The organism is Thalassospira profundimaris (genome assembly GCF_003326675.1).
GTDB classification, from domain to species: Bacteria; Pseudomonadota; Alphaproteobacteria; order Rhodospirillales; family Thalassospiraceae; genus Thalassospira; species Thalassospira aquimaris.
In genome coordinates this window covers 123,635-143,941 of the sequence record NZ_JPWF01000007.1, presented here as the reverse complement: position 1 = coordinate 143,941, position 20,307 = coordinate 123,635, and the positions used below count along the sequence as shown (strand labels likewise).

16 protein-coding genes are annotated in these 20,307 nt (G+C 54.2%); 11 read left to right on the top strand and 5 right to left on the bottom strand.

From position 1 onward, the window contains the following. Position 1: 1 nt before the first annotated feature. The 3 genes from TH19_RS12070 to TH19_RS12060 form a co-directional block, all read right to left on the bottom strand. Positions 2–763 (bottom strand): SPOR domain-containing protein, encoded by a 762-nt coding sequence (locus tag TH19_RS12070; RefSeq protein WP_114102603.1) that lies wholly within the window; start codon positions 761–763, stop codon positions 2–4. A 2-nt stretch (positions 764–765) separates the two neighbouring features. Beyond that, on the bottom strand, positions 766–3,150 hold the full coding sequence (locus TH19_RS12065) for a Lon protease family protein (RefSeq protein WP_114102733.1): 2,385 nt from the start codon (positions 3,148–3,150) through the stop codon (positions 766–768). Between the two features lie 179 nt (positions 3,151–3,329). Continuing rightward, entirely contained in the window at positions 3,330–4,790 is a 1,461-nt protein-coding gene (locus tag TH19_RS12060) for an aminotransferase-like domain-containing protein (RefSeq protein ID WP_114102602.1), read from the bottom strand. A 79-nt stretch (positions 4,791–4,869) separates the two neighbouring features. Here TH19_RS12060 and TH19_RS12055 point away from each other — a divergent pair, with 79 nt between their 5' ends. The 10 genes from TH19_RS12055 to TH19_RS12005 all read left to right on the top strand — a co-directional run bounded on the left by TH19_RS12055 (position 4,870) and on the right by TH19_RS12005 (position 17,598). Next, entirely contained in the window at positions 4,870–5,154 is a 285-nt protein-coding gene (locus TH19_RS12055) for a DUF1127 domain-containing protein (RefSeq protein ID WP_114102732.1), read from the top strand. A gap of 109 nt (positions 5,155–5,263) precedes the next feature. Further along, positions 5,264–6,226 (top strand): threonine dehydratase, encoded by a 963-nt coding sequence (locus tag TH19_RS12050; protein ID WP_114102601.1) that lies wholly within the window; start codon positions 5,264–5,266, stop codon positions 6,224–6,226. Beyond that, the gene (locus TH19_RS12045; protein WP_114102600.1) at positions 6,223–7,653 is read left to right on the top strand and encodes a pyridoxal phosphate-dependent decarboxylase family protein; all 1,431 of its coding nucleotides are present in this window, start codon (positions 6,223–6,225) and stop codon (positions 7,651–7,653) included. The genes TH19_RS12050 and TH19_RS12045 overlap by 4 nt, the downstream gene beginning before the upstream one ends. Before the next feature lie 65 nt (positions 7,654–7,718). Then, a complete protein-coding gene (locus TH19_RS12040; protein ID WP_114102599.1) occupies positions 7,719–8,555 on the top strand; it encodes a PhzF family phenazine biosynthesis protein in 837 nt (278 codons plus the stop codon). Positions 8,556–8,827: 272 nt separating this feature from the next. Beyond that, on the top strand, positions 8,828–10,699 hold the full coding sequence (locus TH19_RS12035) for an SLC13 family permease (protein WP_114102731.1): 1,872 nt from the start codon (positions 8,828–8,830) through the stop codon (positions 10,697–10,699). A gap of 175 nt (positions 10,700–10,874) precedes the next feature. After that, positions 10,875–12,065, top strand: coding sequence for a phosphoserine transaminase (locus tag TH19_RS12030; protein WP_114102730.1), 1,191 nt, complete (start codon positions 10,875–10,877; stop codon positions 12,063–12,065). Positions 12,066–12,227: 162 nt separating this feature from the next. Further along, on the top strand, positions 12,228–13,394 hold the full coding sequence (locus tag TH19_RS12025) for an ATP phosphoribosyltransferase regulatory subunit (RefSeq protein ID WP_114102598.1): 1,167 nt from the start codon (positions 12,228–12,230) through the stop codon (positions 13,392–13,394). 35 nt (positions 13,395–13,429) lie between these two features. Next, positions 13,430–14,725, top strand: coding sequence for an adenylosuccinate synthase (locus TH19_RS12020; RefSeq protein WP_114102597.1), 1,296 nt, complete (start codon positions 13,430–13,432; stop codon positions 14,723–14,725). A 248-nt stretch (positions 14,726–14,973) separates the two neighbouring features. After that, the gene (locus TH19_RS12010; protein WP_114102595.1) at positions 14,974–17,115 is read left to right on the top strand and encodes a protein kinase family protein; all 2,142 of its coding nucleotides are present in this window, start codon (positions 14,974–14,976) and stop codon (positions 17,113–17,115) included. 9 nt (positions 17,116–17,124) lie between these two features. Beyond that, positions 17,125–17,598, top strand: coding sequence for a hypothetical protein (locus tag TH19_RS12005; protein WP_114102594.1), 474 nt, complete (start codon positions 17,125–17,127; stop codon positions 17,596–17,598). 124 nt (positions 17,599–17,722) lie between these two features. On the opposite strand, the gene rpoH is transcribed toward TH19_RS12005, so the two are convergent. Further along, the gene (gene rpoH / locus TH19_RS12000) at positions 17,723–18,589 is read right to left on the bottom strand and encodes an RNA polymerase sigma factor RpoH (RefSeq protein WP_114102593.1); all 867 of its coding nucleotides are present in this window, start codon (positions 18,587–18,589) and stop codon (positions 17,723–17,725) included. 109 nt (positions 18,590–18,698) lie between these two features. Continuing rightward, a complete protein-coding gene (locus tag TH19_RS11995; protein ID WP_258547936.1) occupies positions 18,699–19,697 on the bottom strand; it encodes an RluA family pseudouridine synthase in 999 nt (332 codons plus the stop codon). Positions 19,698–19,905: 208 nt separating this feature from the next. On the opposite strand from TH19_RS11995, the gene TH19_RS22420 reads away from it, so the two are divergent. Beyond that, entirely contained in the window at positions 19,906–20,289 is a 384-nt protein-coding gene (locus TH19_RS22420; RefSeq protein WP_147250758.1) for a hypothetical protein, read from the top strand. Positions 20,290–20,307 lie beyond the last annotated feature (18 nt).

Below are 20,307 nucleotides of genomic sequence, written 5' to 3'. Positions count from 1 at the left end.
CCTAGTGATGGGTTGCGAAGCAATCGGTGCCGTCGGTTTTAAGCCGGCGGCATTGTTGTTTGGCGGATTCGAAATCGCCAAACCCGGTTAACTGCAACCGATGGAAAATCCCCTTGGTCCCCAAATCGGCAGCGACGATTTGTTTGTCATGGGATTTGGAAAGATCGGGGTATCGCACCATAAAACTCGCCCAATAGCTTTCGGCCGTGATGGTGTCGTGAAATGCGCCAAGCTGGATCAGATATTTGCCATCTGGATCAGCGGGCAGTGTTGCGGGCATATATGTTGCCGTTTCTGTCCGGGCAACTGTGGCTGCGTTCTTCGTTGATATCTCGGAAGTGGGCGGGGCTGGCAGCTTTTGGGGAGCTGCAGGCTTTACTGCGGCCGGTGCCTTGCGCTGGGCCGCTTTCGGAACCGATCCTGTCAGAGTTTGATAATACTGTGTCGCCAGCGACGGCAGTTCGTCGTCACCTTCGATTGTGTCATCTATCGGGATCGTGCCGGGAAGAAGACTGCGTGGGCGGTTTGATGAAACCGGCTCGGATGCGTGCGCAGGAAGATCGGTCGGGATGATATCAACGCCGGTCGGGATAGCTGTGCTTCCCGCTGCTTGTGCCTGGGCCGTGCCGGTTATCGCCAGACTGATTGATAGCGAAACTACAAAACCTGTCAAAAAAGAAAGACCACCCCGAAAAGCAGACATACCGACTTTGCGCGGCAACGATGCCGAGTAGTCCGGATTGTCTTGGGGTGGTCTTGTCATTCTTACATCTCCGCGCGCGGCGGATAAGCATAACGGTCGCGCAAAATCTGGTCGTTTCGGCGCAACCGTTCCATGGCTTTGCCATAGACGCTTTCGGGCGGGTATTGGGTGTCAGCGCGGTCGCCAGACGGCATGCCGGTCAAAAGCTCAATCGCGTCATTGATATGTTCAACTGTCCAGATGTTGAACTTACCCTGGCGGATGGCCTGAACGACTTCTTCGCGCAGGACAACGTTTTCGGCGTTGGCTTGCGGGATGATAACGCCCTGATCACCGGTAAAGCCCTGATCTGCGCAAATGCGATAGAACCCTTCGATCTTGTGCGAAACACCGCCAACCGGCTGGGCTTCGCCAAACTGGTTCATTGATCCGGTAATGCCAATATTCTGGCGCATCGGGATGTTTGAAATCGCCGATATGATGGCGCAAAGTTCCGCCATCGATGCTGAATCCCCTTCGATCCCGCCATAGTTCTGTTCAAACGTGACGTTGCAGGCAAATGAAAGCGGGAAGTCCTGGGCAAAGCGTGATTTCAGGAATCCTTCAATCGTCATGACCGACTTTTGTTGCAGCGGGCCTGACATATCGACCATGCGTTCGATGTTCAAAACCCCTAGGCTTCCGACATAGGACCGTGCCGAAACGCGTGCCGGAAGGCCAAATGCATGATCGCCGTAGTCAAGCACGGTCAACGCATTGACCTGACCGACAACCGCGCCATAGCTATCAATCAGGATTTCGCGGCGTTGAACCCGTTCATGCGATTTGTCTTCAAGGCGTGAATTGCGATGACGGCGTTCTTCAATCGCACGCCTGACATCGGCCGCCCGGATGCTTTCGCGGCCATCGGATTTGGCAAGGGCGCTGGCCTCGATCGCGACATCTTCGACCCGTTCGATCTGGGCAGTCAGTTTGTCGCGTTCACCAGCCCAGCGTGCGGCCTGTCCAAGAAGTTGCCGGATCGCACCGTTATCAACCGGAATACCGGACCGTGCGAGGGCTGATTCACGCAGAAGGCCGGTATAGATCGAAATATTGCGACCGGCGGCAGGCATATCGGCATCAATGTCAGCCTTGACGCGGAAATGGTTTCTGAAATCCACATCCAGCGAGAAGAAGGTGTAATAGAATTTCGGCGCGCCAACGATCACGACCTTAAGATCAAGCGGGATCGGACGCGGTTCCGGCGCGCCAGCCGTCGGTGCGCCGCCCTTGTGGGTTTCTTCAATACGGATTTCACGGTCGCGCAGGGCTGCCTTCAGGAAACCCCAGCATTCTTCATGTTCAAGCAGGCTTTCCGCACGCAGAACCAGAACCCCGCCATTGGCGCGATGAAGCGCACCCGGCTTGATCAGGCTGAAATGCGGATGCATGCCGCCCCCCATCGGGCGGTACTGAATTTGCCCGAAAAGATTGTCATAGCTGGGGCTTGGTTCCAGAACGACATCGGGATGCTTGTCACGTGAATGATCAATCAAAAGATTGACGGCATAACGATCATCAACGGTTTCCGGGATTTTGCCGTCGCCGCTTTCGATGGCGGGCTGATCGCTGGCTTCCTCGAACGCATCGATATTATCAAGGATGTCCTTTTCAAGCGCCTCGAACCATGCCTTAAGGCCCGGGCTTGTGAATTTGTCGCGCAGTTTCTTGATGCGCGGTTTCAGGACAACCTTGGCAGCACCGCGGCGCAGACTATCAAGGGTATCGGCAATCTGTTCTTCAAGGTCGCGGGTCGACAGAAGGGTTTTACGGGCTTCTTCGGCGACTTCTTCAAAGGCGTCTTCTGCTTCGTTACGGCGTTCCTTGGGGATTTCATCAAGGGAAACCGGTTCGCCTTCTTCGTTCAGCGCGACAATCATCACGCCTTTTTCATTTTCCTGAACGTCCAGACCGCGTTCGCGGGCATATTCGCGAAGGGCATCAAACTTTTCGCGCAACTGGGTGCGTGCTTCTTCGGTCTGGGTCTGGGTTTCGGTCAGGTGGGCCGGCGCGTTAAAGGCCGAAACGAAAGCTTCGCGCAGATGGGAAATCAGGGTTTCCATCGCAGATAAAAGCTTGCGGCCTTCGCCAGCGGGCAGGGCATAGGGGCGCGGCCGGTTGGTGCGCGAGAAATTGTTCAGATAAACCCAGTCATCGGGGGCTGAACGTTCTTCCATTGCCTTGTTCAGATAATCAAGTGTCGCCGTCATGCGCCCGGCGCGATCCAGGCCAAGAACAAAGATGTTGAAACCCGGTTCGGACATCGAAAGCCCGAATTTAAGGGCCTCGGCGGCGCGATAATGCGACGAGAAATCGAAAATTTTCGGCTGTTGGTCTTTATGAGGGCTGCGAATACGGAAATGCGGAAAACCGCAATCTTCTGCGTCAAGGCGGGAAACTGGCATTTGCTGACTTTCTGCTGCCCAAGATAACAATTCATCGGGGATTTTGCGCCCCGCAGCATATCTTGGAAGCAACGCAATCACGCGGTCAAGCGTTGCTTGCGGAAATTATTGAAATGCCGACAGGAAATCGATTTCCTGCCTTGGCCTTCGGGTGATCTGCCCTGTCGGTGACTGTATTGTCAGATCACTGCTGCATTGCCAAATTCGCTGCCTTTCAGAAGGCGATCAACGATTTGAACCCCGCGACGCAACCGCTCAGTCGAACGTTCCGCCCCAAAACAGAGTCGCAAGCCGCGCGGCACCGGGCCGACCGAAAACTGCTGTGCGGCTGTTAAAAGAACCCCGCTATTGGCGGCATTCATGACCAGTTCGGCCGGATCGATGTGATCAGGCAGTTCAAGCCACAGGTGATAGTTGGTCGGATGGAACCGGACATCATAGCCCTTAAGTGTGCCAAGAATGACGGCAAGGCGTTGGGCGGCTTCGTCACGGTGCCATGCCTCGTACTGGCCAAGGCTGCCATCCATGATCATGCGTGTGACAAGTTCCAGATTGATGGTCGATACCATCCAGCAGGTGGATCGAATGGCACTGGCCAGTTTACCAATCATTTCGCCCGGCGCATGGATATAGCCAACGCGCAAGCCGCCACCGATGCTTTTGGATACACCATCCAGATAGATGCTGCGTTCCGGTGCGAAACACGACAATGGTGGCGGGGCGTCCGGGTCAAGGAAATGATAAATGCCGTCTTCAATCAGGGTCAGATCATATTTGCGCAGGATTTCGGCAATCTCGATGCGGCGTTGCTGATCCATGGTGCTGCAAAGCGGATTGTGCAGGGTCGGCATCAGGTAGATGGCACGCGGGCTTTGTGTGCGACAGATATTTTCAAGGGCTTCGGGGATGATTCCCTGATCATCCATGGCAACGCCCCGCAGACGGAATTGCAACAAATTGGCAAGGCTGCGCAGATTGGGATAGGTCAGTTCTTCACACAGAACAAGATCGCCGGGACGAACAGTTGCCAAAAGCGACACTGTCATGCCGTGTTGCACGCCCGCCGTTGGCAAAACACGTTCGGGATTATCATCAAGTCCGACGCGACCAGCAGCATGTGCAAGGGCTTCGCGTTGATGGGAAACCCCGTATTCCGATTTATAGGACACCATATCGTCAATCGGCATGGTGCTGGCGATTTCCAGTAATGTCTGGCGAATGTGACCTTCCTGTGGGGGCAGGGGGCAATTCATGCGGAAATTGATCGGCCCGGTATCTTCGCTGTCATCTTCTGACGCGCCATGCACAAAGACCGGCCTGCGGCCCATCTGGGCCAGATTATTGGTAAAGGCAAGCGGGATCGGTGCCGTCGCCGCCATATCCAGTTCGGACTGAATGTTATCAAGAACATAAGTCCCGCGCCCAACTTCGCCGGCAACAAGCCCCAATCGTTCTGCTTCGCGATATGACCGCGTGATTGTGCCGACTGTAACGCCCAGATGATAGGCGAGGTCACGGTGGGTTGGCAGTCGGTCACCCGGCTTCAAAGAGCCGTCTTTAACTGCTGCGCGAATGGCTTGTGCGATCTGTCGATAAACAGGGCCGCCGGCCTCGGATATGTTTGGGAGCCATATTGTCATGGTGACAATGTTTAAATTGACACTATGACAATGTCAATGACAAAACAATATCGAGACAATTAACCGATAGGAGATGGAAATGGTAAATTGTAACGATACAATCCAGCTTCCCGACATTCATGTCAGCGATCGCGCAATGGTGACGGGCAAGCAGGGTGTTAAACCTGCGACCTGGCGTGCGGCGATGGCTGGTGTGGTCATCTCTGCGGTTGACTTTCTTGCGCGTTTGCAATCCCGTGCTAGGGATCGTCATGCGATACAATTGCTTGATGATCATATGCTTAAGGATGTCGGTCTGTCGCGTGCGGATGTTGAAGAAGAACTGTCAAAACCGTTCTGGATCGGGTTGCCACCACGCGGTTAGCCACGCCGCGTATGACGGAGGCACGTGCTCCCATCGTGTCTCCGTCCGGTTCCGGTTGGTTTGTTTTGATTAATTGTCTTCATTTGTTTAATGCAGGGGTACAATCATAATGTTCAGTTTGACAGAGTTGCGCGATGCGGCCGATTTTGTGCATCAATATGTCGCGCCAACCCCGACGATCCAGTGGCCGTTGCTTGATCGTGCGACGGGATTGTCCCTGTATGTCAAACATGAAAATCATACGCGCCTTGGGGCCTTCAAAATTCGCGGGGGACTGACATTTTGTCGTCATATCGGCAAACATTCGGAACCCAACCGCGGCATTGTATCGGCGACCCGCGGGAATCACGGGCAAAGTCTTGCCCATGCCGCCAGTCGTTTTGGTATGGCTGCGACGATTGTGGTGCCGCACGGGAACTCTGTTGAAAAGAACGCGGCCATGCGTGCATGGGGTGCCGAGGTGATCGAGCATGGTGACGATTTTCAGGCCGCTGCCGAGTTCGCGCAATCTTATGCGATTAACGAAGGGGCGCTTATGGTGCCGCCGTTCCACCCCGAACTGGTCCGCGGTGTTGCGTCCTACGGGTTGGAGCTTTTTGACGATGTAAAGAATATCGACCGTGTTTATGTGCCGGTCGGAATGGGGTCGGGCATCTGTTCCTTGATCACGGCACGGGATGCGCTTGGTCTTGAGACCGAGATCGTCGGTGTTGTGGCGTCCGGCGCGGATGCTGTGCGCCAGTCATTTCTTGCCGGTAAGGTTATCCAGACATCAACTGCCGATACCTTTGCCGATGGTGTCGCCTGCCGCAGCCCGGATGCCAAGGTGATTGAAATCATCACCAAGGGGGCCGCTGATATTGTCGCGGTCAATGATGATCAGATTGCTGATGCCATGCGCCTTTATTTCAGTTCGTGCCATACCCTTGCCGAAGGTGCCGGTGCCGTGCCACTCGCGGCTGCGATTGCGGATCGCGACCGGAATATCGGCAAGAAAGTTGCCCTGATCCTGACCGGGGCGAATATCGACCGGGCAGACTTCGCCCACATCCTTTCAGGAGAGAAAAGATGAACCGCACTTCAAATCGTGCCTCTGTCAGCCCCACTGCGGATGCACGTCATCTGATGTTTGAAGACCTTGAAAAGCTTGGCCGCATCCTGGTTGAAACCGGTGATGTTGCCCATGGCTTTGTTCAGGGGGCGGATGACATGGATGTAACCTGCCGCGATTTCTCTGCTTTTGACCCCTCGCGCCCCTTGGCAGAGCAGGGAAGCGGCACGCTTGATGCGTTGCGGGCAGCCAAGGAAGAAATTCTGCCGCTGCTCGCCGCATCAATCGGACCAAGATATCTTGGATTTGTCACCGGCGGTACAACGCCTGCTGCGCTTGCCGGGGACTGGCTGGCATCGGCAATTGATCAGAATGCTACCGGTCCCGAAGGATCGGTCAATGCGGCGGTTGAGGAACAGGTCATTAACTGGCTGTGCGATATCGGCGGCTTGCCCCGTGATCGTTTTGACGGTGTCTTGACCACTGGCGCGACGGTTTCCAACCTTTTGGGACTGGTTGCTGCCCGTCAATGGTGTGGTAAACGCGTTGGCGTCAATGTTGATGCCGATGGCGCGTCCGTCTTACCTGATCTGGCAATTTTTGCTGCAAGCCCGCATGCCAGCATGGTCAAGGACCTGTCGATTACCGGCATTGGCCGGAACAGTTTCACCAAGGTCGCAACCCTTCCGGGATCGGAAGAAACCGATCTTGTCGACCTTAAGGCCAAGCTTGAGGCAAGCGATGCACGCGGGAAAATCGTGATCGCGTCGGCCGGCACGGTTAATGCCACCGATTTTGATAATCTGAATGCTATTGCCGATCTTTGTGCGGCGTTCGGGGCCTGGTTGCATGTGGATGCGGCATTTGGTTTGTTCGCGGCCCTTGATGATCGCCGGGCGCATTTTCTTGCCGGGATCGAACGGGCGGATTCCATCACATCAGACGGGCATAAATGGCTAAATGTGCCCTATGATTGCGGGATTTTCCTGACCCGTCATATTTCGGTGCTTGAAACCTGCTGTCGGGCGTTTGCGCCCTATCTTGATACCAAGGCCGATGGCAACAGCTATATCAATCGCGGGGTCGAAAATTCCCGGCGTTTTCGGGCCTTGCCGCTTTGGATGGCGATGAAGGCCTATGGACGGGAGGGTATGACAAGTATTGTTCGCGCAAACTGTGATCAGGCAGCCGATCTTGCGGCCTGGGTTCGGTCCCATGAAAAGCTTGAATTACTGCGCGAGCCCAAGCTCAATGTCACAATGTTCGCATCGCTTGGCAGTGATGATGACAATCGTGCCTTGCTTGACCGGATCAATGCCACGGGCAAAGTCTTTTTGACGCCGACAATTTATGGTGGCCGGTTCGGCTTCCGTGCAGCATTCTCCAACTGGCGCACCCAGGATCATGATCTTGCCATTATCAAGAACGCGATCGAGATGGTTCTTTAAAATATCCTTCATCAGGGCGGCGAAGTTCTGATGAAGGCCAGATTTTCCGGTTTCAGGATACCAAGATGACGACCCAGACCTTGCCGATCTATCAGATCGATGCTTTTACCGATCTTCTGTTCGCTGGAAATCCGGCCGCTGTTGTCCCGCTGGCGGATTGGCTGTCAGACGATGTTCTGCAAAAAATTGCAATGGAGAACAATCTGTCGGAAACGGCGTTCTTTGTGCCTTGCGATGCAGAGGATGAGGCGGACTTTCATATTCGCTGGTTTACGCCAACGGTTGAAGTTCCGCTTTGCGGTCATGCGACCCTTGCCAGTGCCTTTGTGATTTTCAATCAGCTTGGTTTTGCTGGTGACCTTGTCAAACTTGCAAGTCAAAGCGGAATTCTGACGGCCGCGCGTGATGGTGACGCCATTGTTCTGAATTTCCCCAAGCAGCCGGTCAAGCCTAATGCTATTCCCGATGCGGTTCTGACCGCACTTGGCAGCGTGAAACCGGTTGCTTCATATGTCGTCGCCAGCCGGGATACCGACATTGTTGCGGTGTATGACAATGCGTCGACGGTTCGTGACATGGAACCCGATATGTCGGTGCTGGCCAAGCCCCAGATGATGACCGGGCGTGGCGTGATTGTGACGGCACCGGGTGACAAGACCGGGCTTGATATGGTGTCGCGCTTTTTCGTGCCTGCAATCGGGATCAACGAGGACCCGGTGACAGGCTATATGCATTGCGTGGTCGCACCATACTGGGCCGAAAAACTTGGTCAGGCAGATGTTGTTGGCTATCAGGCATCAAAACGCGGCGGTGTTGTTGCCTGCAAAATTGACGGGGATCGCGTTCATCTTAAAGGTGAAGCGGTTTTGTATCTGAAGGGCGAGATATCCATTCCGGCCTAGTCCGGGATGGATTGAATAGAATTTCTGAAAACGGGCAGCAAATATGTTGCCCGTTTTTTATTGGTCTTTGCCCTGCAAAACAGGCGGTTTCTCGGGGGTATGTATCTACCGATTAATCCGCATTGACCAGGTTGGTCGCCGTTTTTTTATTGACCGGGCTATAGGGCTTTCGTCTAAGTAAATACAAAATACGACGAATGCGGGCAGGGTGCTGCGATCAAGAATGGCACCTGAAACCGCATAAAAGCTGGTTTTACTGGGGTAGATTTATCGTGATCGAAAGTGTTGTCGCCAGTTCTGCGACGCCGTTGCAGATGTGGGTGGTCCTTGCGCTTGTTGCCGGATCGCTTGTTCTGTATGGGCTGGAGCGCATTTCACTTGAACTGACCAGCATGGCGCTGATTGCCACCCTGTTGCTGTTTTTCGAGTTCTTCCCGCTGCTTGATGCGGATGGTGATAACCTGATGGGGGCTGACACCATCATGTCGGGCTTTGCCAACCCGGCATTGCTGACGGTTTTGTCGCTGCTGGTGGTCGGGCAGGGGATGGTGCTTACCGGCGGGGTCAGTTATATAGCCGGTCTGATTACCGAACATGGCGGCAAGAACGCGTCAATTGCGATTTTCGTCGGTTTGTTCGTAGTGATGCTGATGTCGGCATTCCTGAACAACACCCCGGTCGTTGTTATCTTTATTCCAATTATTCAGGCACTTGCGGAACGTATTGAACGTTCTCCCAGTGCGTTGATGATCCCGCTTTCCTATGCTGCGATCCTTGGCGGTATGACGACATTGATCGGTTCATCGACGAACCTTCTGGTGTCGAGTTCCCTGATCGAGCTGGGGATGCCGGGACTGGAATTCTTTGAATTCACCGCGGTTGGCGGCGTTCTTGCGATTACCGGTTTTGTCTATGTCCTGTTTATTGCGCCGCGCCTTTTGCCTGCGCTGGCATCAATGCGCAGCAAGCTTGCCAACCCTGACAGCAGCGGCAAACAATTCATCGCACAGATTACGGTTGGTCCGGCATCGCAGATGATCGGGACCCGTCCGGTCGCGGGCTTCTTTAAAAACCTGCCCAATATCACCATTCAGATGATCGTGCGCCGCGAACATGCCGAACTGCCGCCGTTTGAAAGCGATATGGAAATTCAGGCGGGTGACGTCCTTGTGGTGGCGGCCACGCGCAAGGCCCTGACCGAAGCCCTTCAGAAAGATCCGGGGTTACTGCATGCGGATGCCGCGGGTGTCAGTGGCGACAATGACGGAACACCACAGAAATCAACCCAGCTTCTGGCCGAGGTCATGTTGCCGCCGGGGTCGCGCCTGATCGGATTTAACCTTGAGCAGATCGGTTTCCGGTATCAGTACAAATGCCTTGTTCTGGGTATTCAGCGCCGTTCGCGCATGATCCGCACCCAGATGACCGAAATCCGTCTGGAAGCCGGTGACGTGTTGCTGGTGCAGGGGCGTTCCGAGGATGTCGAAGCCCTGCGCACCATCCGTGATGTGGTTTTGCTGGAATGGTCAACGCGTACCTTGCCGCGTCCCTTCCATGCCCGTCGTGCGGCGACCATTTTCCTTGGCGTTATCGCCTTGGCCGCGACGGGTGTCGTTCCGATCATGGTATCGAGTTTCATCGGTGCGGGGCTTATGATTGCGTCGGGTGCGCTTAATTTGCGTCAGGCATCGCGTGCGATTGATCGCAAGATTGTTCTTCTGGTGGCGGCGGCATTGGCATTGGGCAATGCGTTGCAATTGACTGGCGGTGCGGAATTCGTGGCTGATCAGTTATTGATGGTGACGCGTGGCGCGCCGGCACCTGTGATCCTGTCGATCTTCTTCCTGATTGTGGCGGGCTTTACCAATGTGCTGTCGAACAATGCCTGTGCCGTTTTGTTCACCCCGATCGGAATCGGCATGGCCCAGCAACTTGGCGTGGAACCCCATGTCTTTGCCATTGCGGTGGTGATGGCGGCGAACTGTTCGTTTGCGTCCCCGGTTGGGTATCAAACCAACCTGCTTGTCATGGGACCTGGCCATTACCGGTTTGTCGACTTCCTAAAAGCCGGCACGCCGCTGATTATCCTGCTTTGGATTGCGTTTAGCCTGTTTGCACCCTGGTATTACGAAATCCCGTTCTAGGGTGCTAACGACCTTAAATCAGCACGGACATTGATACACGGGCCAGCCATGCAAAATTGGCTGGCTTGTTTGTGTCGAAGGCGTTTGACTTTTGCCTTTGTCTCAATAGGATCAGCCCCCTAATTTGATCAGGAATGATCTTTGCGGATCGTTCCAACTGCTCAGGAATATGCCGATGGCCCAGAATGCCGAGAATACCGCTTTCGCCAAGCCCGCAACCCGTCCTGCAAGCCCGAACTTTTCATCGGGTCCGTGCAAGAAGCGCCCGGGCTGGTCTGCATCTGCACTTGAAACGGAAATTCTTGGTCGTTCCCATCGTTCCAAACTGGGCAAGCAGCGTCTTGAAGAGGTCATTGACCGTTCGCGCGCGATCCTGAACTTGCCGGATGATTATCTGCTGGGTGTTGTTCCGGCATCTGATACCGGCGCGGTCGAGATGGCCCTTTGGTCGATGTTGGGCGCACGTGGCGTTGATATGCTGGCATGGGAAAGCTTCGGCTCGACCTGGGTCAGTGATGTGATCAAGCAGCTTAAGCTTGATGATGTCCGCACTCTTGAAGCCGACTATGGCAAGTTGCCGGACCTCGGTTCGGTTGATTTTGATCGCGACGTTGTCTTTACCTGGAATGGTACGACCGCTGGTGTGCGTGTTCCGAACGGTGACTGGATTGCCGATGACCGCAAAGGTCTTACCATCTGTGATGCGACCTCGGCGATCTTTGCGATGGAACTGCCGTGGGACAAGCTTGATGTTGTTACCTACAGCTGGCAGAAAGTTCTGGGCGGCGAGGGCGGCCATGGCATCATTATTCTGAGCCCGCGTGCGGTCGAACGTCTTGAAAGCCATGTTCCGGCTTGGCCGATGCCGAAAATCTTCCGCATGACCAAGGGTGGCAAGCTGATTGACGGTATTTTCCGTGGCGAAACCATTAATACGCCGTCGATGCTTGTTGTCGAAGATGCGATTGATGCCCTGAAATGGGCAGAAGGTCTTGGCGGCTTGAACGGCCTTTTGGCCCGTACCCGCGAAAACCGTGCGCATCTTGATGCATGGCTTGCGACCAGTGACTGGGCTGCTGATCTTGCCGAAGACCCGGCATCGGCGTCCAACACGTCAATGTGCATCAAGATTGTCGATCCTTGGGCGCTTGCCTTGTCAGCCGATCAGCAGGCAGCATTGCCCAAAAAGATCTCCCAGCTTCTTGAAGCTGAAAATGTTGCACTTGATATCAATGGCTATCGCGATGCCCCGGCCGGACTCCGGATTTGGGGTGGGGCGACGGTGGAACCCAGTGATATCAAGGCGCTTTTGCCTTGGCTTGACTGGGCATATTCGGTGGTAAAAGCCGAATTTGCCGCTGGCTGATCGATATTTCGTACGTATTATTTGCGTTTTTGGGGTTTTCCCCGTTGCCCTGTGCGACACAACACGGTAGTAACCGCTACCGGATAGTTTGCCCTGAGTAATCCTCAGGATGGTTATCGAGCCTATTTGAATTTGCGCGCCTCGTCCGGGAAAGCACACAATATGACCGAACTCGCCAGGAAAGCACTTTTGCCCGCCGGCTTGCAGGATGTCCTGCCAGGAATAGCCGCACGGGAAGCCGAAATCCGCGAAAAGCTGATGGCCAGTCTGGCACATGCGGGCTATGACCGCGTAAAGACGCCGCTGGTCGAGTTTGAAGAAAGCCTGCTTGAAGGTGCCGCACCTGAACTGGCAACCCAGACCTTCCGTCTTATGGATCCGGAATCCCGTCGTATGATGGGTCTTCGTTCCGATATGACCCCGCAGGTTGGGCGCATTGCCGCGACCCGTCTTGGCGATGCGCCGCGTCCGTTGCGTTTGTCCTATTCCGGTGACGTTTTGCGAATCAAGGGATCGCATCTGCGCCCGGAACGTCAGTTCGCACAGGTTGGTGCCGAGCTGATCGGTGTTTCCAGTGCTGCTGCTGATACCGAAATTGTCCTTTTGGCGCTTGAGGCTCTTGAAAGCATCGGTCTTGCCGATGTTTCGGTTGATCTTAATCTGCCAACCTTGCCGGTGCGCCTGTTTGATGCGTTCGGGGTGTCGCGCGATGATCGCGAAGCACTGACCGAGGCGCTTGAACGTCGTGACGTTGCAGCCCTTCGTGCGCTTGATGGCAAGGTTACCGATGTGCTTGTCGCTTTGCTGGAGGCCGCAGGTCCGGCAACCACGGCATTGCCAAAGCTTAAAAAGCTTGAATTGCCGCTTGGTGCGTCCGAAGAACTGTATCGTCTGATTGACGTCGCTGAACGCGTTCTGACGTCCGGTCTTGAAGCCGCCCTGACAATCGATCCGGTTGAAATGGCAGGTTTCCGTTATCAGACGGGTGTCAGCTTTACGCTGTTTGCGCGCAATGTGCGCGGTGAGATCGGTCGTGGTGGCCGTTACCGTGCCGGTGGCGCATCGGGCGAAGCAGCGACGGGCATGTCGCTTTATATGGATAGTATTTTGCGTGGTCTTCCGGATGCGGAACCGCTTTCGCGTGTTTATCTGCCGCTTGGCACGCCACAACGCGAAGCACGTCAGTTGCGTGCTGAAGGCCATTACACGGTTGCAGCCCTTGAAGGGGCAGCCGAAGCAAAAACAGAAGATGCGGCCCGTGTCGAAGCACGCCGCATGGGCTGTGACTATATTTACCTTGGCGGCCAGGTCGTGCCGCTGAACGCCTAATCGAACGAAATTTTTATCGCGCAAGGAGTTTTGCGATGACCAATGTTGCCGTGATCGGTTCCCAGTGGGGGGACGAAGGTAAAGGCAAGATCGTCGACTGGCTGTCCGAACGGGCAGACGTCGTTGTGCGTTTCCAGGGTGGTCATAACGCCGGTCATACTTTGGTGATCGACGGCGTGACCTACAAGCTTAGCCTGCTGCCGTCCGGTATTGTTCGCCAGAACAAGCTTTCGGTCATCGGCAATGGTGTGGTCGTTGACCCGTGGGCATTGCTTGCAGAAATCGCACGTCTGAAAGAACAGGGCGTTGATATCACCCCGGACAATCTGCGTTTGGCTGAGAATGCCTGCCTGATCCTTCCGCTGCATGGCAACCTTGACCGTGCACGTGAAGCGGCTGCTTCGGGTGACAACAAGATCGGTACGACTGGTCGCGGCATTGGCCCGGCATATGAAGACCGCGTTGGTCGCCGTGCAATCCGTGTTGGTGATCTGGCCGATGCCGATCTGCTGGCAGCGAAGGTCGAAAACCTTCTGACGCACCACAATGCGCTTCTTCGTGGCCTTAGCCAGCCGGAAGTCGATGGTGCCGAACTGCTTGCACAGCTTAAAGAAATCGCACCGAAAATCCTGCCGTTCTCTGACACCGTCTGGAAGTCGCTGAACCAGTTCAAGGAAGCTGGCAAGCGTATCCTGTTTGAAGGTGCGCAGGGCACGATGCTTGACATCGACCATGGTACTTATCCGTTCGTAACCTCGTCAAACACCGTTTCCGGTCAGGCAGCAGCCGGTTCCGGCATGGGCCCGTCAGGCGTTGGTTATGTTCTGGGGATCACCAAGGCATACACCACCCGTGTTGGCGAAGGTCCGTTCCCGTCCGAACTTCTGGATGCCGATGGTGAACGTCTTGGCGAACGCGGCCGTGAATTCGGTGTCGTTACCGGTCGTAAACGTCGTTGTGGCTGGTTTGATGCTGCACTTGTCCGCCAGTCGGTCAAGGTTAACGGTATCACCGGTATTGCCCTGACCAAGCTTGACGTACTTGATGGCTTTGATGAAATCAAGATCTGCACCGGCTATGACATTGATGGCAAAATCTATGACCATCTGCCAGCAAACCAGCGCCTTCAGGCCAAGGCAAAGCCGGTCTATGAAACCATCGAAGGCTGGTCCGAGACCACCATGGGTGCGCGCAGCTGGGCCGATCTTCCGGCTGCGGCAATCAAATATGTACGCCGCGTTGAAGAACTGATCGAAGCACCGGTTGCGCTTCTGTCGACCAGCCCGGAACGTGATGACACCATTCTGGTTCATGACCCGTTCAGCGCCTGATCATTGATTTGTGCTTTGCACCGCAAAAGCCACCAGTTCCGACTGGTGGCTTTTTTCGTTCATTGTGAATGTGTTACGAAGAATGCGTACATTATCGCAATCGCATAACAGCTTGCCCGTATGACGTATCAGAAGTATCGTTTTATCAACCTTTTGACGGTAGTGTCGTGAATGTCGCGTCAGGATGACGTTCATTCAGATCATGCGCGTCACCTAAAAATGATAACGCGTAAAGAAATATCGGGATCATGGCAGAGCAAGCAGAAGACCAGGAACAGGAAGTTTCGAGCGGTGCTGCACGGGAACCAGTAATGGATGTGCCGGGTGGCGGTGCTGTGCCCGAGAATCCGGCCGATGAGGACGAAGGCAGTGGTGCCGAAGTTGGCGAGTTTTCGGCAAGCGGCAAAAGTGTTGAAGTCGGCAACTTCCGGATCTTTCTTGATTTGCGTATGCCGGAATTCGACATGGGTTCCTGCAAAGCCTATTCCGCGGATAATCTTCGACGCGATGAAGGTAATGCCTTTGCCGTTGTAACCGATCCAGTTGTGCCGACCCGGCAAAACCATATTACTTTCCTTTCCGGGATGCATATGGCCGGTCAAATTGACCTGCTGGACAGTGCAATTGCCTATTGGCCGCCGTTCGGTCGCAACACCATGATCCTGTTTTACGAAAAGCCGGGTGGTGGACGTGTGGTCGTTGGCGACACCAAAAAGCCGACGATTGATGAACATGACATTGCAACTGTGGTTGTGGAGCCCCTTATGGGGGTTTTGCATGCTTTTGGTGACAAAGGGATTACGCATCGGAACGTTCGGGCAAGCAACCTGTTCTTTGCAGATCCACTGCGTCAGAAAGTCGTTCTTGGCGATTGCGCCTCAACGCCGCCAGGTTTTGCGCAGCCACTTGTTTACGAGACCGCCGCCCGTATGAGTGCGGATGCCGCCGGTCGCGGTGTCGGGACAATTGCCGATGATCTTTATGCGTTGGGCATGACACTTGCGGAACTCGGTATTGGCCATAGGCCACTCAGCAAGTTGAACGATCAGGAAATTATGGACCTTAAGCTGTCCAAAGGATCGTTCCAGGCCATTGCGTCGCAGGAAAAACTGCCGCTTGTCCTGATCGAGCCGGTGCGTGGCTTGCTGTGTGATGATCCGGCCGAACGCTGGGGCTTTAACGAACTGAATGCCTGGCTCGATGGACGCAGGACCAAGCCGGTGCAATCCAATACGGAAAAGCGTGCCGCACGTTCGCAAAATATTTCCGGGCGCGATTATTATACCGTCCGTTCTTTGGCCCAGGGGATGGCTAAAAACTGGGTCAGTTCTTTGGCGCCATTGCGTGACGGAACAGTCGAGGTCTGGTTGCGGCGTGGTCTTGGCGACAATGATCGCGCCAAGGCATTGGCGGATGCGATGCGTCAGTTGCAATGGGCAGGGGCAGACAAACGTGCCGCTGAAGACATTCTTGTCGCGCGTGCCATTGTCATCATGGATCATGACGGACCAATACGGTTCAAGGGATTTGCGGCAATGGTCGATGGTCTTGGCTATATGCTGTCTTATGACGTGCAGCATGGCCGCGGTCCGCAACGATTTGCTGACGTGATTGTTCGTGACATTCCGTCCTATTGGTTTGGTCGTCAGGAAGGTTACAGTTCCGAAGTCCAAAAGCTTCAGCAGGTTTATAAAAACCTGCGCTATTACATTCAGCAACAAAGTGCCGGTTATGGCTATGAACGCTGCCTGTACGCATTGGTGCGCAACCAGCATTGCCTGAGCCAACTGGTCGAGCAGGAATATGTTGTCGAGATTTCGCAACTGTTGCCTGCTCTTGAAAAGGCTGCGGAATCCGCATCTGAAGACAGCTGGCCGGTGGATCGACATATCGCGGCCTTTATCGCTGAACGTCTGGAAGATGATATCGAAGGACAGCTTTTGGCGATGCAGAACCCCTCCGACGAGGTGGAATATAGTCGCGCGATCATCAGTATGCTGGCGATCGTGCAATGGCGACATGGGCCTGACAATTTGCAAAACCTCTCGCACTGGGTTGCCAGACTGATGGAACCGGCAATCAAGGTGTTCCATAGCAAGGCGCGCCGCGAAAGGGTTGAAACCGAAATTCCAAAACTGGCCAAGCGCGGTAACCTGGTCGAACTATACAACCTGATCAATGATGAACAGGAACGTCGGAAAGACCAGTCGGAGTTTGTCGAGGCCGTGGCGGAATATTCCGAAGCCGAAAGCGAGGTCTTTGATCTTGAATCATCCGGTCCGGCCCGGCTTGAGCTTGCGGAAAAAGTAGGACAGCAGGCAGCTGCCTTTGCATCGACGATGATTGCCTTGCTGACAGTATCAGCGCTGTTTTTGATGCACATCTTTTAAGGGATCGACATGGCAAAAGGTAAAAGCTCCAAGGGGCGTAGCGCATTTTCCGGTTTGTCGGTTGTTGCATCTGCTGTGCTTCTGTTCATCGTCGCATTGCCGACCTTTGTGACGCTGGTTGTCGGATTGCTGCCATCAATGGTGGCATTTATCTTTGATCGCAGTCCGGGGCGGACCATGGCGCGCTGTGTTTTTGGCATGAACTTTTCCGGGGTGGCGCCCTATATCCTCGAACTTTGGCAAGTCCCCTCGCAGACCGTCGGCGGTGCGACCCAACAAATTTTTCAGCCCATGGCATTGTCGATCATGTATGGAGCGGCCGGGCTTGGCTGGTTGCTGTATCTTGCGATGCCTCCGATTGTTGCCAATGTCCTGAACCTGTCTGCGCAGCGTCGGGTAGGGGAGCTTCGTAAAAAACAGCGTGCCCTGATCAAGACATGGGGTGACAGCCTGATCAAGGAAGTTGATCGTTCCGGTAATTGACAGCGCCCATACGGGACTTCTGATCAGATCGATTTCACCCGATTTATAAAAAAACGGCGGACAATTTGTCCGCCGTAGTTCGTTACAAGGGGGAAAAGAAGCAGATGATTTCTGCTGATCCTGTTTAGTGCGGCAGATCGGTATGGATCGATTTACGGACTTTTTCGAATGCCCGAACTTCGATCTGCCGGATGCGTTCACGAGAAATACCATAGGCAACGCTAAGATTTTCAAGTGTTACCGGGCTTTCAAGCAAGCGCCGTTGCGTCAGGATGTCGCGTTCACGATCATTAAGATGCGACATCGCACTTTTAAGCATATTCATACGCTGAAGGAATTCTTCGCGCTTGCCAAAGGTCGTTTCCTGATCCTCGTCGTCGCTTTCGATCCAATCCACCCACTCACCATCACCGTCAATACGAACCGGTGCATTGAGAGAATGATCAGGACCAGCCAGACGGCGGTTCATCATGATCACGTCGTCTTCCGAGACGTTCAGTTTGGTTGCGATCAGCTCAACCTGTTCTGGCTGCAAGTCACCTTCATCAATTGCCTGCATCTGGCTTTTGAGTTTGCGCAGATTAAAGAACAGCTTCTTTTGTGCTGCTGTGGTGCCCATTTTCACAAGCGACCAGGAATGCAGAATGTATTCCTGAATGGCTGCGCGGATCCACCACATGGCATAGGTTGCCAGTCGGAAACCCTTGTCAGGGTCGAAACGTTTGACGGATTGCAGCAATCCGACATTACCTTCGGAAATCAATTCATTCAAAGGCAGGCCATAGCCGCGATAGCTCATAGCGATCTTGGCGACCAGTCGAAGATGGCTGGTGATCAGTTTTTCCGCAGACATGTCACATTCTTTGTCACGGAAATTACAGGCGTACGTCGTTTCCTGTTCTGGGGTAAGCATCGGGTAACGGCGGATACGCTGTAGATAAACAGTCAGACCATCCTGAGAGATTACTGGAAGAGCATTTCCCTGTTTCATTGAAGCCTCCCGTTATGCTTCACACTGGTGCTGTTATCCCCTAGCACCATCTAAAGCTTATACGGGGGTATTAGAGGTCGTCAATATTTTTTCGACCATAAAGGTTAGGTCATGCTACCCCAAGGGATAGGTTTAGGCTTTCAATGAGGGCTTTCAGGTCGTCAGGAAGGGGGGCTGTTGTCGATATATATTCGCCGGTCCGAGGGTGGATAAACCCCAGTGTTCTGGCGTGTAGAGCCTGTTTGTTGAATGCGTTCAATAATTCTTGCGTCTTTTGGTTGCACTTCTGTGAAAATTTATTCCTGCCATAGACCGGATCACAAACAAGTGAGTGCCCGATATGGGTCATATGGACCCTGATCTGGTGGGTTCGACCGGTTGCGAGGCGGCACTCAACCAGAGATGCTAACGAGTCGTCGCGAATTTGGAGTGTTTTGTAGTGGGTTAGTGCGTACTTTCCCGTAGTTCTAAGGACTGCCATCTTCTTCCGGTTGCGCGGACTGCGGCCAATATTGCCTTCGATATCGCCTTCCAGAGGTCGTGGCACACCCCATACAACCGCAAGGTAGGCACGGTCGATATTTTCCTTGTCCTCGGAAAACAGGGTCGAAAGGGCGCGGTGTGCCGTATCGTTCTTCGCAACAACCATCGCGCCGCTGGTGTCCTTATCAAGCCGGTGGACAATACCCGGGCGTTTTACGCCGCCAATCCCCGACAAACTGTCACCGCAATGCGCCAGCAAGGCATTGACCAACGTTCCGCTTTCATTTCCGGCGGCCGGATGCACAACCATGCCTGCGGGTTTGTTGATCACCAGAAGGTCATCATCCTCGTACAGAATGTCGAGCTTGATGTCCTCGGCAATAGGGTCGGCTGGTTCTGCTGGCGGGATCACAAGATCAAATACATCACCGGATTTGACCTTGGCAGACATTTTGCGCGTGACTGTGCCATTGACACAAAGATGGCCGTCTTCGATCAAAGCTTTGATCCGCGAGCGGGACTGTTCCGGCCATGCCGTCGCCAGTACTTTATCCAGGCGCGCGCCTTCGTCATCATTCGTTGCGATATAGCTGAGTTCTTCTTGCATATGTTCGATGTCGGTCATGTCTGCTGGTCGGGGCGGTCTGCGTTTGTGGTGTATTGTGCAGCTTGTAGCCTTTTTGCGCCGGATTCCAATAAAATTAATTGGTTCCCAGCCGGGTGATCTTGCATTTGTCTTTACTTGTCGCTATGGCCTTGAAAGGTGTTTTGCATCATCCGGAACTGCTACCGGGATATGCAGCTTTCAAACAGTTTTGTCGGTTGGAAATACGATGCGTGTAGTAAAGGCCCTGGTTCTGTTCATGGGTGTGCTGATTGTGATCGGCATCGGACTTGTTGCCTATGGCTTGTCACTGGATAAAAAGGCCAAGGACCAGGATGGCGCTTCTGGTGTGCAAACCCCGTCCGTTCCCGTTGCCGGTTCAGAACCGACTTCAGAAGTCGCACCTAACCCGACCGCACTTTCCATTCCGGCCTTTGGGGATATCAAAATCAAGATCGAACCGGGCGAGCTTCTTGTTGGTTACACGCTTCAGGGAACGCAGGCGATCTTGCACATCGAGAACCCGGATGGCATGGGTGCACGTCTTGTTATTGTGTCACTGGTCGATAAAAAGGTCATCGGTCGCGTGCTTCTGGAAGCGACTGGTCAATAACAAAGGTCGATTGCGCGG

Bases quoted from the DNA above. Each gene is read 5' to 3' on its own strand.
- TH19_RS12070 (WP_114102603.1), bottom strand. From the start codon at position 763: ATGACAAGACCACCCCAAGACAATCCGGACTACTCGGCATCGTTGCCG.
- TH19_RS12065 (WP_114102733.1), bottom strand. From the start codon at position 3,150: ATGCCAGTTTCCCGCCTTGACGCAGAAGATTGCGGTTTTCCGCATTTC.
- TH19_RS12060 (WP_114102602.1), bottom strand. From the start codon at position 4,790: ATGACAATATGGCTCCCAAACATATCCGAGGCCGGCGGCCCTGTTTAT.
- TH19_RS12055 (WP_114102732.1), top strand. From the start codon at position 4,870: ATGGTAAATTGTAACGATACAATCCAGCTTCCCGACATTCATGTCAGC.
- TH19_RS12050 (WP_114102601.1), top strand. From the start codon at position 5,264: ATGTTCAGTTTGACAGAGTTGCGCGATGCGGCCGATTTTGTGCATCAA.
- TH19_RS12045 (WP_114102600.1), top strand. From the start codon at position 6,223: ATGAACCGCACTTCAAATCGTGCCTCTGTCAGCCCCACTGCGGATGCA.
- TH19_RS12040 (WP_114102599.1), top strand. From the start codon at position 7,719: ATGACGACCCAGACCTTGCCGATCTATCAGATCGATGCTTTTACCGAT.
- TH19_RS12030 (WP_114102730.1), top strand. From the start codon at position 10,875: ATGGCCCAGAATGCCGAGAATACCGCTTTCGCCAAGCCCGCAACCCGT.
- TH19_RS12025 (WP_114102598.1), top strand. From the start codon at position 12,228: ATGACCGAACTCGCCAGGAAAGCACTTTTGCCCGCCGGCTTGCAGGAT.
- TH19_RS12020 (WP_114102597.1), top strand. From the start codon at position 13,430: ATGACCAATGTTGCCGTGATCGGTTCCCAGTGGGGGGACGAAGGTAAA.
- TH19_RS12010 (WP_114102595.1), top strand. From the start codon at position 14,974: ATGGCAGAGCAAGCAGAAGACCAGGAACAGGAAGTTTCGAGCGGTGCT.
- TH19_RS12005 (WP_114102594.1), top strand. From the start codon at position 17,125: ATGGCAAAAGGTAAAAGCTCCAAGGGGCGTAGCGCATTTTCCGGTTTG.
- rpoH (WP_114102593.1), bottom strand. From the start codon at position 18,589: ATGAAACAGGGAAATGCTCTTCCAGTAATCTCTCAGGATGGTCTGACT.
- TH19_RS11995 (WP_258547936.1), bottom strand. From the start codon at position 19,697: ATGACCGACATCGAACATATGCAAGAAGAACTCAGCTATATCGCAACG.
- TH19_RS22420 (WP_147250758.1), top strand. From the start codon at position 19,906: ATGCGTGTAGTAAAGGCCCTGGTTCTGTTCATGGGTGTGCTGATTGTG.